Here is a 14,029-nt window from a genome sequence, read left to right as displayed (position 1 = left end):
CCCCACCACCTGCACCACACCACCCCCCGGGACCAGGTACCCTAGGCACTCGTCGTGCGCCCCACCCCGGGACCCGCCCGACCGGGGGCGCGTAGCTCAGTGGTAGAGCGCTGCTCTTACAAAGCAGATGTCGGCGGTTCGAAACCGTCCGCGCCCACAGATGAGAAGGGCCAGTTCGGAGGCATCGTCCTCCCGAACTGGCCCTTGGTCGTTTGTGGCCTCCCACTCGCCCTCCGGCCGGGTGACTCAACCGGTACGGCGACCGAACTGGGCCCAGACGCTTCGGCGGCGCGCGATGTCGAAGACGGCCGCTGCGCGGTGGGCTTCGAGAGCCGGAGGGCGGGAGGCGAGGACACCCGCGATCCGGGCGCCGTCCACCACATCGACATCGGGCTTTCCCTTGTGCGTCAGCGTCCGGGCGCCCACGACGGCGATGATCGGGTGCACCGGGACAGCAAGACCGCACCAGTGGTGCAGGAGTTCTGCTGTCCTGCTGCCTTCGAGACTGGACTTCTCGATGTACGGGTAGCTGTTGCGGTTGACCGTGATCCGCTTGTCCCCGACCCAGACCGTGGCGTCGGGGTGGTGCTTGGTGTTCACCGTGAACACCCCGGGCGGCCCGATCACCACGTGGTCGATGTCCGCACCGCTCGGCAGCGGGACGGCGTGCAGCACGTACCAGCCGTGGGCCCGAAGCCCGTCGAGCAGCCCACCGACCAGTTTCTCCCCGTCGAGCCCCTTGCTGAGCTCGGAGCGGGTGAGGTCGTCGCCCGAGAGCTTGGCCGCCACGCGCACCAGCCACGTCCGCTTGCTCCGATCAGCCTGGATCATGCCCCGGACGCCTTCCCCAGGGCGGTTCGAAGCGAGGTCGTCATCGACCGTGAACGGCGGCAGGGCGGGCAGCACCGCCGGCGGAGAGGTAGGGCGAGGAGGTACGAGCGGTGGGACGGATGGCGAGATCCTGCGGACCACGGTCAGCGGTGGGATCGCCCGACCACAGGTCCGGCACCACTCCCTGACCCGATCGAGCGCCGACGATTCATGGGCGGCATCGGTGATCGTGACGACCCCGGTCGGACAGTCCAGCCACGCGACGGCCTGGCCACGGGGACCGGCCAGATTGACGTACAGCCGATCCTTGCCCGCCCGCCGCCACGGGTTGACCGTCAGTTCCGCCACGTTGCCCCCTCCGCTCCGACCCTGAGACGAGATCAGCACGTGGCGCGCACTCTGGCAAGAAGGCCATCGGTCATGGCTGGGGCGGCTCCGCGGTTCTGCCCACCTCTCCACACCGGGATCCGGGTTGGGCGAGACCGGGGGCACTCGGCCAACTTGCGGTCAGGCCCAAAGGGCCCTGGCCGAGTCACAACTGCTTGCGGCCCCAGATCATGCTCGACCTCAGACCGGACAGGACATCGTCCGAAATCCCTCCATTGCCCAGGTGTTGTGAGCAGCCCGGAGCAAGCCACTGCCTACCTTGAACAACCCACGTCTCCCGGACAAGTCGACCTGTGATCCCCTACCCTGGTCATCCACGATCTTGGAGGCGGACGTGACCAGCCAGTACGCAGAGGGAATGCTCCCCGTCGATCCGGAATCAGGCGAGAGCGAAGAAGACGTTATAGAACGCCTGACCGCCGCGCGTGCCAGTGTGTCGGCCACGGACTGGACGATCGAAACAATCGTGACACAGATGCGAAAGGGAAGAATTGACCTGAATCCCGCATTCCAACGTCGCGCGGCATGGACCAATCCGACAAAGAGTCGATTTGTCGAATCGGCTATTCTGTCATACCCGATCCCGCAGATCGTCCTCGCGGAAAAGCCTGATCGCGCCGGCCACTACTTCGTAATTGATGGAAAGCAGAGGCTCCTCGCCCTTCGCCAGTTCTACTCCGGCCAGAGGCAAGAAATTGATGCCGACTTTGAGCCCTTTAAGATCACTGGCACATCGATCCTTGACAGTGTTCGAGGATTCGACATCAAGAGGCTTGAGGATGAGCGGTCCGATCTGTTTGACGCCTTCGAGAATCACACAATTCGCACGGTAACAATCAAGGGGTGGGAGTCCGAAGACTTCCTCTATACGCTATTCTTGCGACTGAATACGGGGAGCGTTCCTCTCTCGCCTCAGGAATTGCGCCAAGCGTTGGTTCCGGGATCCTTCGTCAATTTTGTCGACGAGCAGTCCGGCATCAGCCCTGGTCTGCAGCACCTTCTTGGAAATAAGGGTCCAGATAGAAGGATGATCGATGCAGAAATGCTCGTTCGCTACTTCGGGTTCCAGAACGACTTCGTCCCCTACAAGGGAAATTTGAAGGATTTTCTAGACAAGACCTGCATCTATCTCAACAGGAACTGGTCATCGAAGTCCGAACTGATCAGGGGGCAACTGTCCGAAATGGAGCGCGCTATCGACGCGGCCCGACAAATCTTCAGCGACTCAGGGGCTTGCCACAAGTGGTCCGGCGTCCGCTGGGAGCGCTCGCTGAATCGCGCGGTGTTCGACGTGCAGATCCACGCCCTTGCAGATGAGCGTGTCAGGGATGCCGCACTGGGCCGAAAGCATGAAGTATTGAAGGCTTTCAAGGATGTTTGTGTAGAAAATGACAAGTTCATTGCGGCCATCACAAGCACCACGAAGAGTATTGATGCCACCAGTAGTCGCTTTGAAATCTGGGCAAATGCGCTCGGAGGAGTGCTAGGGGTTCCCATTCCTCGTCCTACCTGCCTCGGCAGCTAGGGGGCGCGATCTTGGACCTCCTCGACGAACTGAAGAACGATATAGCCGAGCTGAAGTCTTCATTGCTGCCCGATGATGTCCTTCGAGTAAAGGCCCCCGATGACCTGACTCGCCGCCAAGAGCTGCTGATATCCTCCTTCGTAATCCTCTCGCATGCACACATCGAAGAATTTGTCGAGAACCTCTTCCGTGAATATGTCGAGAATCGAGAAAAAGAGATCACGGATGCGACGGTGCCTCATTGCTTCGTCAAGCTGGCGCTGCACTTCTCTTCGGACTTGATTGGCCAAGGTGCTGGAAACAGGTTCCCGACGCGCCAAATCTGCACGACTGCCAAGAATCTTTATATCTCAAAGGTGATCAATACAAATCACGGACTCAAGGAGTCGAATGTAGGCGCCCTCGCCAAGCCGCTCGGAGTCCACGGGGAAAGGCTTTCAAATTCGTGCGAGCAGCTCTTTGTCACGTTGAATACACTTGGCGGCAAGCGGGGTCGCATGGCTCACACTTCGTCTCGAAATCAAGCTGCTAGCGAAACCGTCTATGCTAGTCAAGCTATCGTTTGGGTCGAAGATGTCATCAATCTGGCGCATCAACTCAACAACTATCTGTGCTCTGGAAATTAAGCCCAGGCTGCAGCGCACCGAGCTGCGCTGCAGCCTGACGCCGCTGCTGGCAGTCGAACCGAGTGTCTTACTGCACTAGAACGGGTGCGCATCTTGGCGGACGGCCAGGAGGGTGCCCCAAGCGCGCTGGCGCGGTGACGGCCGGGGACTGGGCAGGGTGGGTGGGGTGCAGGTCAGGGTGAGCAGTCGGGCGCCACTCTTGCCAAGCAGATGTCGGCAGTTCGAAACCGTCCGAGTCCACAGCGGAGAAGGGCCAGTTCGGAGGCAGGATCCTCCCGGACTGGCCCTTGATGGTTTTCTGGGCGCCTGCTGGTAAGTGGTGATGGCGCGCCCGCGGATGGCGGCGGGCGCGCGCTTTTGCCCTGTCGGGGTCGGTGCGGAGCGTACGGTTTCGTGATCGGCCTGCTGGGGTGGGCGAGAAGGGGAAGCGGATGGTGGCGGAGGAGTTGTTCGAGGTTGCTTCGGGGTTGCCGGGGGTGACGGACGACGAGGCGTTCGGGCCGGGGGTGACGGTGTTGAAGGTGGAGGGGAAGGTGTTCGCGGTGCTGGGGGAGGAGCGGGTGACGCTGAAGTGTGAGCCGGGGCTGGCGGTGCATCTGAGGGGGCAGTACGCGGCGGTGGGGCCCGGGTATCACATGAACAAGCGGCACTGGATCACGGTCGTGCTGGATTCGACCGTCCCGGACGAGGAGTTGCGGGAGATGGTGGAGCACTCCTGGGAGCGGGTGGTGGCGGGGATGCCGAGGGCGGCGCGGGAGCGGTTGCTGCTGCAGCGGGGCTGACGGGAGACGGGGTCAGCCGGGTGCTGTGGTCGGGAGGCGGGGTGGGGTGGGGTGTGTTTTGGTGGGCGCACAACGCTTGGGAGAGGTGATCCTCCGTGACCATGCCGCCGTTCGGGTCGAACGACCCGTTTTCGGATCTGCTCAGCCGGTTCTTCGGGATGAGCCCGTTGGCCTCGCCGCCCGCGGTGCAGCGGGTGCCGATCGGGCGGCTGTTGAGTGAGTCGGCGCAGGAGTTGCTCGCGGCGGGGGCTCGGCGGGCGGCCGAGGGTGGGGGGAGTGATCTCGACACCGGGCATCTGATGTGGGCGGCCACCCGGGTGGATCCGTCGCGGCGGATGCTGGAGCGGGCGGGGGTGGATCCGGACCGGTTGGCGGGGGATCTGGACAAGGCGCTGCCGTCCGGGGTGCAGGCATCGGGGGAGGAGGGGCGGCCGGGGCTGACACCGGCGGCCAAGCGGGCGCTGCTGGCGGCGCACGCGCGGTCGCAGGCGGCGGGGGCCTCGTACATCGGGCCGGAGCACATCCTCGGCGCGCTGCTGGAGGAGGAGCGGTCGGGGGCGGGGGCGGCGGTGCGCAACGCGGCGCCGTCGCAGGACGCGCTGCGCACGGTGCTGGACGGGCGGGGCGCGGCCGGTGGCAGCGGTGGTGGGCAGCCGAGTGCGACGCCGACGCTGGACGAGTACGGGCGCGACCTCACCGAGGAGGCGCGGGCGGGACGGCTGGACGCGGTCGTCGGCCGGGCCCAGGAGATCGAGCAGACCGTCGAGATCCTGTCCCGCCGGACCAAGAACAACCCGGTGCTGATCGGTGAGCCGGGGGTCGGCAAGACGGCGATCGTGGAGGGGCTGGCGCAGCGGATCGTGTCGGGGGACGTGCCGCAGATCCTCAAGGACAAGCGGGTCGTCACGCTCGACCTGACCGCGCTGGTGGCCGGTTCCAAGTACCGGGGCGAGTTCGAGGAGCGGTTGAAGAACGTGATCGACGAGGTCACGGCGGCCGAGCAGAGCGTGATCCTGTTCCTCGACGAGCTGCACACCGTGGTCGGCGCGGGCGGCGGGGGAGAGGGGTCGATGGACGCGGGCAACATCCTGAAGCCGGCCCTGGCCCGCGGTGAGTTGAGCGTGGTCGGGGCGACCACCCTGGACGAGTACCGCCGGTACGTGGAGAAGGACGCCGCGCTGGAGCGCCGCTTCCAGCCGGTGCTGGTGCCCGAGCCGACGGTGGAGGAGACGGTCGAGATCCTCCGGGGCCTGCGCGACGCCTACGAGGCGCACCACCAGGTGCGGTTCACGGACGAGGCGCTGGACGCGGCGGCGACCCTGTCGGACCGCTACGTCAGCGACCGCTTCCTGCCGGACAAGGCGATCGACCTGCTGGACCAGGCCGGTGCGCGGGTGCGGCTGCGCGGCCTGGGCGGTTCCACGGTCGCGATGCCGGTGCGGGACCGGATCACCAAGCTGCGCCGGGAGTTGGAGGAGGCGGTGGCGGACGAGGAGTTCGTCCGGGCCGCCAATCTGAAGACCGAGCTGCGGCAGACCGAGGACGAGCTGGCGGCGGTCGCCGAGGCCCGCGAGGAGGTCGTGGCGGTCACCGCGGACGACATCGCGCAGGTGCTCTCGGGCCGGACCGGGATCCCGGTCGCCGAGTTGAACGCGACCGAGCGGGAGCGGCTGCTCCGGCTGGAGGAGCACCTGCACGAGAAGGTGATCGGGCAGGACCGGGCGGTCACCGCGGTGGCCCAGGCGGTCCGTCGCGGCCGGGCCGGGATGGGCGATCCGGACCGCCCGACCGGCTCCTTCCTGTTCCTCGGCCCGACCGGTGTCGGCAAGACCGAGCTGGCCAAGGCGCTGGCCGCGCTGCTGTTCGGCGACCCGGACCGGATGATCCGCTTCGACATGAGCGAGTTCCAGGAGAAGCACACCGTCTCCCGGCTGGTCGGCTCCCCGCCCGGGTACGTCGGCTACGACGAGGCCGGCCAGCTCACCGAGGCGGTCCGCCGCAAGCCGTACAGTGTGCTGCTCTTCGACGAGGTGGAGAAGGCCCACCCGGACGTCTTCAACCTGCTGCTCCAGGTGCTGGACGACGGCCGGCTGACGGACGCCCAGGGGCGTACGGTCGACTTCCGCAACACCGTGCTGATCATGACGAGCAACATCGGCTCGCAGCGGATCCTCGACCACGCGGGCGATGTCGACGAGATCCGGGACGACCTGATGCGGGACCTGCGCTCGCAGTTCCGGCCGGAGTTCCTCAACCGGATCGACGAGGTGATCGTCTTCCACGCGCTCACCCGCAAGGACCTGCTGCAGGTGGTGGACCTGATGCTGGACCGCACCCGGCGCCGGCTGAAGGCCCAGGACGTCGACCTGGAGGTGACCGACGGGGCCAAGGAGCTGCTGGTGAACCTCGGCTACCAGCCGGCGTTCGGGGCCCGGCCGCTGCGCCGCACCATCCAGCAGGAGCTGGACAACCGGATCTCGGACCTGCTGCTGGACGGCACGGTCCGGGAGGGGGACACGCTGGTCGCGGAGGTGTCGGACGGGCAGCTGACGGTGAAGCTGGCGCGTCCTGAGCCGGTGGCGGAGGGCGAACCGGAGTAGCGGAGGAGGCGCGCCGGGGGACGGACACCCCGGCGCGCGCCGCCTCACGCGTCAGGGAACACCTCGCGCAGCAGCGGGTCCGGCAGGCCGCGCCGCCCCCACTCGCGCGGGTAGCCGAGCGACACCTCCTCGAACGGCACCCCGTCGTAGCTGGTCCGCCGGGGGATGTGCAGGTGCCCGTAGATCATCGTGGCGGTGTTGAACCGGCGGTGCCAGTCCGCGGTCAGCTCGGTGCCGCACCACTGGGCGAACTCGGGGTACCAGAGGATCTCGGTGGGCTGGCGGACCAGCGGGTAGTGGTTGACCAGGACCAGCGGCAGTTCGGGGTCGTGCTCGACGAGGCGCTTCTCGGTCAGCCGGACGCGCTCGCGGCACCAGGAGTCGCGGTCGGGGTACGGGTCGGGGTGCAGGAAGCGCTCGTCCGCGCAGACCACGCCGGTCTCGTAGGCGGCGGCCAGGGACTCCTCCTTGGTGGAGGTGCCGGGGGCCCGGAAGGTGTAGTCGTAGAGCAGGAACAGCGGGGCGACCGCGACCGGGCCGCCCGCGCCGGTCCACACCGGGTACGGGTCCTCGGGGGTCACCACGCCGAGCTCGCGGCACATGTCCACCAGGTGCTGGTAGCGCTCGACGCCGCGCACCTGGACCGGGTCGTTGGGGTGGGTCCACAGCTCGTGGTTGCCGGGCGCCCAGACGACCTTGGCGAAGCGTTCGGCCAGCAGGCCCAGGGCCCAGCGGATGGTGGTGGTGGACTCGGACACGTCGCCGGCCACGATCAGCCAGTCGTCGGGCGAGCCCGGGCGCAACTGCTCCACCAGGTCGCGGTTCTGCTGGTAGGAGACGTGCAGGTCGCTGACCGCGAGCAGCCGGCCTCCGGTCGGTCCGCGTCGTGTGTCGTCGGTGCGGTGGTCGCCGGTCATGTCAGCCCCCCAGATGGTCTTCCTGCCGTCCCGGCCACAGTACCGGGGTCGGGCGGCCGGAACACGGCCCTCTGGTCCGGGCTGCGGCGACAGGACCCTTGACAGGGCGTCATGTCCGCGCCAGCTTTGGGGCACCCCCACGCCGATACACACCGAGAGGTCTCTCATGAAGAAGCCGCTCATAGGCACGGCCGCCGCGCTCCTGTTCGCCGGGGCGACCGCCCTGGCGGGCGCCCCCGCCGCGACCGCGTCCACCGCCGGCACGAGTACGACCGCGACGTCGCCGCAGGCCGGGAAGGCCGCCGCCGTCACGTTCGCCGGGACGGTGGCGCTGAGCAACTGTTCCGGTTCGCTGGTCCGGTTCCCCGCCTCGACCGCCAACGACCCGGCCCTGGTGCTCTCCAACGGCCACTGCCTGGAGTCCGGCATGCCCGGCCCCGGCCAGGTGGTCACCAACCAGGCCTCCAGCCGCAGCTTCACCCTGCTCAACGCGAGCGGCGGATCGCTCGGCACGGTGAAGGCCAGCAAGATGGTCTACGGCACCATGACCGACACCGATGTGTCGATCTACCAGCTGAACACCACCTATGCCGCGATCCAGTCGCGCTACGGCATCGCCCCGCTGACCGTCGCGGCCACCCACCCCGTCCAGGGCAGCTCGATCAAGGTCGTGTCCGGGTACTGGAAGAAGATCTACTCCTGCTCGGCCGACGGCTTCGCCTACCGGCTCAAGGAAGCGGACTGGACCTTCAAGGACTCCCTCCGCTACACCTCCACCTGCAACGTCATCGGCGGCACCTCCGGCTCCCCGGTGGTCGACGCCAACAGCGGGCAGGTCGTCGCGGTGAACAACACCATCAACGAGGACGGCCAGCGCTGCACGCTGAACAACCCGTGCGAGGTGGACCAGAACGGCGCGGTGACCGTCCGCCGGGGCATCGGCTACGCCCAGGAGACGTACATCATCCCCGCCTGCTTCGGCGCCGGGAACAAGCTCGACCTCACCAGGGCCGGCTGCACCCTGCCGCGCCCCTGACCGGCACTTTTTCCCCGATGGGCCATCCGCGACCGGCGGGTGGCCCATTCGGCCGTCTACCGGACGGCCGGTCCGCCCGGCGGCGGCGCGCCGACTGCCGGAGAGTTCGGACCAGAACACCGCACAGTTCCGTTGACCCGATGGAGAGTTGATGACCACCACGATCAGAAGGCTGCTGGTCGCCGTTCTGCTGATACCGCTGCTCGGCCTCGGCCTCGCCCCGACGGCGCTCGCCCGGAGCGCCGGGACGACCGGCACCGCCGGCGCCGAGGGCGTCGCGTCCTCGGTCGCCGACGACCCGTCGGCCGACATCAAGGACCGGCTGGCCGGGATCCCCGGCATGACCGTCACCGAGGAGCAGCCCACCACCACCGGCCACCGCTACTTCCTGCTCACCTACACCCAGCCGATCGACCACGCCCGCCCCTGGCTGGGCACCTTCCAGCAGCGGCTGAGCGTGCTGCACAAGGGCTACGACCGGCCGACCGTGTTCTACACCAACGGCTACACGCTGCGCACCACGCCCTCCCGCACCGAGCCGGCCCGGCTGGTCGACGGCAACCAGGTCTCCATCGAGTACCGCTACTTCACGCCGTCCCGCCCCGAGCCCGCCGACTGGAGCAAGGCCGGCATCAAGCAGGCGGCCACCGACGCGCACCGGCTGATCACCGCGCTGAAGCGGATCTACCACCAGGAGTGGCTCTCCACCGGCGCCTCCAAGGGCGGCATGTCCTCCACCTACCACCGGCGCTACTTCCCGGACGACGTGGCCGGCACCATCGCCTACGTCGCCCCGAACGACGTCGACGAGCGCGAGGACTCCGCGTACAGCCGGTTCTTCCGCAACGTCGGGACCCCGGAGTGCCGGGCCGCGCTGACCGCTACCCAGCGTGAACTGCTGGCCCGCCGCGACCGGCTGGAGCCCCGCTACGCCGCCGACAACGCCGCCGCCGGCTCCACCTTCACCACCATCGGCAGCGCCGACAAGGCGTACGAGCTGGCCGTGCTGGACTCGGTCTGGGCGTTCTGGCAGTACAGCCTGGCGGCCGACTGCGTGAACGTCCCGGGCGCCGCCGGCACCGACGACGCGCTGTACGCCTGGCTCGACACGCAGTCCGGCATCACCGGCAACAGCGACCAGTCGCTCGCCGGGTACACCGCGTACTACTACCAGGCCGGTACCGAGCTGGGCTCGCCCTCCTTCGACGTCTCGGCCCTCAAGGGCCTGCTGCACTACGACTACAAGGAGCTGTACGCGCCGCGCACCTATGTGCCGCGTTCCATCCCGATGCGCTTCGACCCGTCCGCGATGCGCGACATCGACCGCTGGGTGCGGAACTCGGCCGAGCGGATCATCTACGTCTACGGCCAGAACGACCCGTGGGGCGCCGAGCCGTTCCGGCTCGGGTGGGGCAGTGAGGACAGCTACGTCTACACGGTGCCGGGGGGCAACCACGGCTCCAACATCGCCAAGCTGCCGGCCGACGAGTCGGCGGCGGCCACCGCGAAGGTGCTGGAGTGGGCCGGCCTCGGCGCGGACGCCTCGGCCCGCGCGCTGACCGGGCAGTACCAGGTGCCGCCGATCGGCCCGCTGGACGTCGAGGGGCTGAAGCAGGACCGCGTCCGGCTGTAGTCCGGACCGCCCGCGCCTGCGGGACCGCCCGCGCTCGCGGGACCGTACGAAGCGAGGGCCGCCCGGTGACGGGCGGCCCTCCGCCGTTCCCGGAGGCCCGGGCCCGCCGCGACCCGAAGGTGTCCGACGCCTCCCCGAAGCACTGAATCAGTGCTTCAATACTTCCATGGCCTACCGTCGCACCCCCGCCGTGCAAGCCCGCCTGGACGCCCAGCGCGAGGCGGTGCTCCAGGCCGCGGTCGGCCTGCTCGCCGAGCGCGGCTACGGCGGCTGCAGCATGGCCGCGGTGGCCGAGCGGGCCGGTATTGCCACCGGCTCGATGTACGGGCACTTCGCCAACAAGGCCGAACTCTCGGTCGAGCTCTTCCGCCGGGTGGTCACCCGGGAGGTGGCCGCCGTGCACGAGGCCGTCGCCCGGCACGACACCCCCCGGGACCGGATCGCGGCCGTCGTGGAGACCTTCGCCGCCCGAGCCCTGCGCGCCCCCCGGCTCGCCCACGCGCTGCTGGTCGAACCGGCCGACACCGTGGTGGACGCCGAGCGCCTGGTCTTCCGCCGCACCTTCCGCGATGTGCTCGCCGCCGAGATCGCCAGCGCGCTCGCCGCCGGGCGGCTGCCGCCCCAGGACCCGCAGCTGACCGCCGCCGCGATCGTCGGCGCGACCGCCGAGGCCCTCACCGGCCCGCTCGCCGCGGTACCCCCGCACGGCCCCGGGGCCGCCCCCGACGCCGTGGTCCCCGCCCTCGTCTCCTTCACCCTCCGAGCGCTTGGAGAACGCGATGACAGCGACGCATGAGGTCACCAACCAGGCCCCGCCCCCGTACGGGCACGACACCGCCGCCGACCCCGCGCTGCTCGCCGCCCTGCACCGGGCCGGCGCCGGCTGGGCCGAGCCCGAACTGCGCGCCCTCGGCCGGCTGGCCGGCTCCGAGCAGGCCGCCGAGTGGGGGCGGCTGGCCAACGAGCACCCGCCGGTGCTGCGCACCCACGACCGCTTCGGCCACCGGATCGACGAGGTCGAGTTCCACCCGTACTGGCACGAGCTGATGCGCACCGCCGTCGGCCACGGCCTGCACGCCGCGCCCTGGCGGGACGACCGGCCCGGCGCGCACACCGCCCGCGCCGCCAAGTTCCACGTCTGGAGCCAGGTCGAGGCCGGCCACACCTGCCCCGTCTCGATGACCTACGCCGCCGTTCCCGCGCTGCGTACCACCCCCGCGCTGGCCGCCGAGTTCGAACCGCTGCTCGCCGCCACCGAGTACGACTTCGGGCTGCGCGAGCCGCACGGCAAGCGCGGTCTGATCGCCGGCATGTCGATGACCGAGAAGCAGGGCGGCTCGGACGTCCGCACCAACACCACGACCGCCGTCCCGCAGCCCGACGGGGGCTACCGGCTCACCGGCCACAAGTGGTTCACCTCGGCGCCGATGTCCGATCTCTTCCTCACCCTCGCCCAGGCACCGGGCGGGCTCAGCTGCTTCCTGCTGCCGCGCGTCCTGCCGGACGGCAGCCGCAACCGGCTCCGCCTCCAGCGCCTCAAGGACAAGCTCGGCAACAAGTCCAACGCCTCCGCCGAGATCGAGTACGAGGAGGCGTACGGACTGCTGGTCGGCGAGGAGGGGCGCGGGGTGCGGACCATCATCGAGATGGTCAACATGACCCGGCTGGACTGCACGATCGGTGCCGCCGCCGGGATGCGGCTCGGGGCCACCCGGGCCGTCCAGCACGCCCTGCACCGCCGGGCGTTCGGCCGGGCGCTGGTCGACCAGCCGCTGATGCGCAATGTGCTCGCCGACCTCGTGGTGGAGTCCGAGGCGGCCACCACCGTGGCGATGCGGCTCGCCCAGGCCACCGACGCCGCCCTCGCCGGGGACGAGCAGGAGGCGCTGGTCCGCCGGCTCGGCCTGGCCGTCGCCAAGTACTGGGTCTGCAAGCGCGGTCCGGCGCACGCCGCCGAGGCCCTGGAGTGCCTGGGCGGCAACGGCTACGTCGAGGAGTCCGGCATGCCCCGGCTCTACCGGGAGGCGCCGCTGGTCTCGATCTGGGAGGGCTCCGGCAACGTCGCCGCCCTGGACGCGCTGCGCGCCATGGCCAAGCACCCGGAGACCGTCGACGCCTTCCTCGGCGAACTGGACGCGGCGGCGGGCGCCGACCGCAGGCTCGACACGGCCGTCGCCGGGCTGCGCAAGCAGCTCACCGACCTCGACCAGCTGGAGTACCGCACCCGCCGGCTGGTGGAGGCGATGGCGCTGGCCTTCCAGGGCTCGCTGCTGGTCCGGTACGGGGACCCGGCGGTCGCCGACGCGTTCTGCGCCTCCCGGCTCGGCGGCGACCACGGCGCCGCGTTCGGCACCCTGCCGCCCGGCCCGGACGCTGCGGCGATCATCGACCGCGCCCGGCCGGTGCCCGCCGCATGAGCAGGTCCTACCCCGAGGCCGAGGCGGCCGGGGTGCGTGCCTTCTGGCAGCACCTCGGCCTGCCCGGCCTGATCGACGTCCACACCCACTTCATGCCGAAGAACGTGCTCGACAAGGTGTGGGCGTACTTCGACGCGGCCGGCCCGCTGACCGGCCGCCCCTGGCCGATCGCCTACCGCGAGGCGGAGGAGCAACGAGTCGCCCGGATGCGGGAGTTCGGCGTCCGGGCGTTCACCGCGATGCTCTACCCGCACAAGCCGGGGATGGCCGAGTGGCTGAACGCCTGGGCCGCGGACTTCGCCGCCCGCACCCCCGACTGCCTGCACACCGCGACCTTCCACCCCGAGCCCGGCGCGCCCGGCTACGTGGCCCGGGCGCTGGCCGACGGCGCCCGGGTGTTCAAGGCACACCTCCAGGTCGGCGGCTACGACCCGGCGGACGAACTGCTCGACGAGGTCTGGGGACTGCTCGCCGAGAGCGGCACGCCGGTGGTCACCCACTGCGGCTCCGGACCCGTCCCGGGCAAGTACACCGGCCCCGGCCCGATCGGCGCGGTGCTCGCCCGGCACCCCCGGCTGGTCCTGGTGGTGGCCCACCTCGGCCTGCCCGAGTACACCGACTTCCTCGACCTCGCCGAGCGGTACCCCGGCGTCCGGCTGGACACCACCATGGCGTTCACCGACTTCTCCGAACGGGAGACCCCCTTCCCGCCCGCCGAGCTGTCGCGGCTGCGCGCCCTCGGGGACAAGGTCCTGCTCGGCAGCGACTTCCCCAACATCCCCTACCGGTACGGGCACCAGCTGGACGCGCTGGACCGGCTCGGGCTGGGGGAGGACTGGCTGCGCGCCGTCTGCCACCACAATGCAGCCACCCTCTTCGGCATCTGACGGTCAGTCAAGATCCTTCAGTAGTGGGAGGGCCTGCCCGTGGAGGCCCGGCGCGGCGGCCAGGAAGCCGTCCGCGGCGGGCGTCCAGGCGGCCCCGGCGGCGTCCGTGACCGCCGCCCCCGCCTCCGCCGCGACCAGCGCGCCGGGCAGCAGATTGGCCGCGCCCGGAGTTCGGCGGCCGCCGGGCCGTCGTACCCGGCGAACCGCGCCATCGCCCCGGCCAGGCCGAACTCCGGGCAGGGCTCGGCCGGCCGCTGTTCGGCCAGCCGCGCGCCGACCTCCCGGACCGCCGCCTCCACGGCCGGCAGCAGCGTCCGCAGTTCCCGCACCTCGGTGTCGCCCATGGTCCCGCTCCCGTTCCTCGTGGTCATGTGGTCAAGGAGTACCG

Annotated in this window: 12 protein-coding genes and 1 tRNA gene; 10 read left to right on the top strand and 3 right to left on the bottom strand. The window is 69.7% G+C overall.

Going from position 1 to position 14,029, the window contains the following annotated elements:
* The first annotated feature begins 85 nt into the window (after nt 1–85).
* Nucleotides 86–157 (top strand) — tRNA-Val (locus ADK60_RS38805).
* An 89-nt stretch (nt 158–246) separates the two neighbouring features.
* Here ADK60_RS38805 and ADK60_RS38800 read toward each other — a convergent pair.
* Complete coding sequence (locus ADK60_RS38800) at nt 247–831, bottom strand: nuclease-related domain-containing protein (RefSeq protein WP_053651602.1); 585 nt, start codon at nt 829–831, stop codon at nt 247–249.
* A gap of 721 nt (nt 832–1,552) precedes the next feature.
* Between ADK60_RS38800 and ADK60_RS42830 the strand changes: the two genes are divergently transcribed.
* The 4 genes from ADK60_RS42830 to ADK60_RS38785 all read left to right on the top strand — a co-directional run bounded on the left by ADK60_RS42830 (nt 1,553) and on the right by ADK60_RS38785 (nt 6,751).
* Nucleotides 1,553–2,743, top strand: coding sequence for a DUF262 domain-containing protein (locus ADK60_RS42830; RefSeq protein ID WP_159400764.1), 1,191 nt, complete (start codon nt 1,553–1,555; stop codon nt 2,741–2,743).
* A gap of 11 nt (nt 2,744–2,754) precedes the next feature.
* Nucleotides 2,755–3,369, top strand: coding sequence for a HEPN domain-containing protein (locus tag ADK60_RS45460; protein WP_159400763.1), 615 nt, complete (start codon nt 2,755–2,757; stop codon nt 3,367–3,369).
* Nucleotides 3,370–3,800: 431 nt separating this feature from the next.
* The gene (locus tag ADK60_RS38790; RefSeq protein WP_053651610.1) at nt 3,801–4,151 is read left to right on the top strand and encodes an MmcQ/YjbR family DNA-binding protein; all 351 of its coding nucleotides are present in this window, start codon (nt 3,801–3,803) and stop codon (nt 4,149–4,151) included.
* Nucleotides 4,152–4,252: 101 nt separating this feature from the next.
* Nucleotides 4,253–6,751 carry an ATP-dependent Clp protease ATP-binding subunit gene (locus ADK60_RS38785; RefSeq protein ID WP_053651608.1) on the top strand — a complete coding sequence of 833 codons (2,499 nt, stop codon included), beginning with the start codon at nt 4,253–4,255 and terminating at the stop codon, nt 6,749–6,751.
* A 44-nt stretch (nt 6,752–6,795) separates the two neighbouring features.
* Here the strand turns inward: ADK60_RS38785 and ADK60_RS38780 are convergent, their stop codons facing one another.
* A complete protein-coding gene (locus ADK60_RS38780) occupies nt 6,796–7,668 on the bottom strand; it encodes a metallophosphoesterase family protein (protein ID WP_053651597.1) in 873 nt (290 codons plus the stop codon).
* Between the two features lie 166 nt (nt 7,669–7,834).
* Between ADK60_RS38780 and ADK60_RS38775 the strand changes: the two genes are divergently transcribed.
* From ADK60_RS38775 to ADK60_RS38755, 5 genes are all read left to right on the top strand, one after another.
* On the top strand, nt 7,835–8,704 hold the full coding sequence (locus ADK60_RS38775; RefSeq protein ID WP_045938543.1) for a S1 family peptidase: 870 nt from the start codon (nt 7,835–7,837) through the stop codon (nt 8,702–8,704).
* Nucleotides 8,705–8,855: 151 nt separating this feature from the next.
* Complete coding sequence (locus ADK60_RS38770) at nt 8,856–10,337, top strand: S28 family serine protease (RefSeq protein ID WP_053651595.1); 1,482 nt, start codon at nt 8,856–8,858, stop codon at nt 10,335–10,337.
* Nucleotides 10,338–10,503: 166 nt separating this feature from the next.
* Nucleotides 10,504–11,133, top strand: coding sequence for a TetR/AcrR family transcriptional regulator (locus ADK60_RS38765; protein WP_053651593.1), 630 nt, complete (start codon nt 10,504–10,506; stop codon nt 11,131–11,133).
* Nucleotides 11,117–12,754: an acyl-CoA dehydrogenase family protein gene (locus ADK60_RS38760; RefSeq protein WP_053651591.1), complete on the top strand. Its 1,638-nt coding sequence runs from the start codon at nt 11,117–11,119 to the stop codon at nt 12,752–12,754. Before ADK60_RS38765 ends, ADK60_RS38760 begins: the two co-directional genes overlap by 17 nt.
* Nucleotides 12,751–13,641 (top strand): amidohydrolase family protein, encoded by an 891-nt coding sequence (locus ADK60_RS38755; RefSeq protein WP_053651589.1) that lies wholly within the window; start codon nt 12,751–12,753, stop codon nt 13,639–13,641. The genes ADK60_RS38760 and ADK60_RS38755 overlap by 4 nt, the downstream gene beginning before the upstream one ends.
* A 17-nt stretch (nt 13,642–13,658) precedes the next feature.
* Here ADK60_RS38755 and ADK60_RS45455 read toward each other — a convergent pair whose 3' ends face one another.
* A complete protein-coding gene (locus ADK60_RS45455; RefSeq protein ID WP_159400762.1) occupies nt 13,659–14,012 on the bottom strand; it encodes a hypothetical protein in 354 nt (117 codons plus the stop codon).
* Nucleotides 14,013–14,029 lie beyond the last annotated feature (17 nt).

Source organism: Streptomyces sp. XY431, assembly GCF_001279805.1.
Taxonomy (GTDB): Bacteria; Actinomycetota; Actinomycetes; order Streptomycetales; family Streptomycetaceae; genus Kitasatospora; species Kitasatospora purpeofusca.
This window is presented reverse-complemented; position numbering and strand designations above follow the sequence as displayed.

Coding starts and splice junctions, on each gene's coding strand:
- ADK60_RS38755 (WP_053651589.1), top strand. CDS start 12,751: ATGAGCAGGTCCTACCCCGAGGCCGAGGCGGCCGGGGTGCGTGCCTTC.
- ADK60_RS38780 (WP_053651597.1), bottom strand. CDS start 7,668: ATGACCGGCGACCACCGCACCGACGACACACGACGCGGACCGACCGGA.
- ADK60_RS38785 (WP_053651608.1), top strand. CDS start 4,253: ATGCCGCCGTTCGGGTCGAACGACCCGTTTTCGGATCTGCTCAGCCGG.
- ADK60_RS38790 (WP_053651610.1), top strand. CDS start 3,801: ATGGTGGCGGAGGAGTTGTTCGAGGTTGCTTCGGGGTTGCCGGGGGTG.
- ADK60_RS38760 (WP_053651591.1), top strand. CDS start 11,117: ATGACAGCGACGCATGAGGTCACCAACCAGGCCCCGCCCCCGTACGGG.
- ADK60_RS38800 (WP_053651602.1), bottom strand. CDS start 831: ATGATCCAGGCTGATCGGAGCAAGCGGACGTGGCTGGTGCGCGTGGCG.
- ADK60_RS38770 (WP_053651595.1), top strand. CDS start 8,856: ATGACCACCACGATCAGAAGGCTGCTGGTCGCCGTTCTGCTGATACCG.
- ADK60_RS38775 (WP_045938543.1), top strand. CDS start 7,835: ATGAAGAAGCCGCTCATAGGCACGGCCGCCGCGCTCCTGTTCGCCGGG.
- ADK60_RS45455 (WP_159400762.1), bottom strand. CDS start 14,012: ATGACCACGAGGAACGGGAGCGGGACCATGGGCGACACCGAGGTGCGG.
- ADK60_RS38765 (WP_053651593.1), top strand. CDS start 10,504: ATGGCCTACCGTCGCACCCCCGCCGTGCAAGCCCGCCTGGACGCCCAG.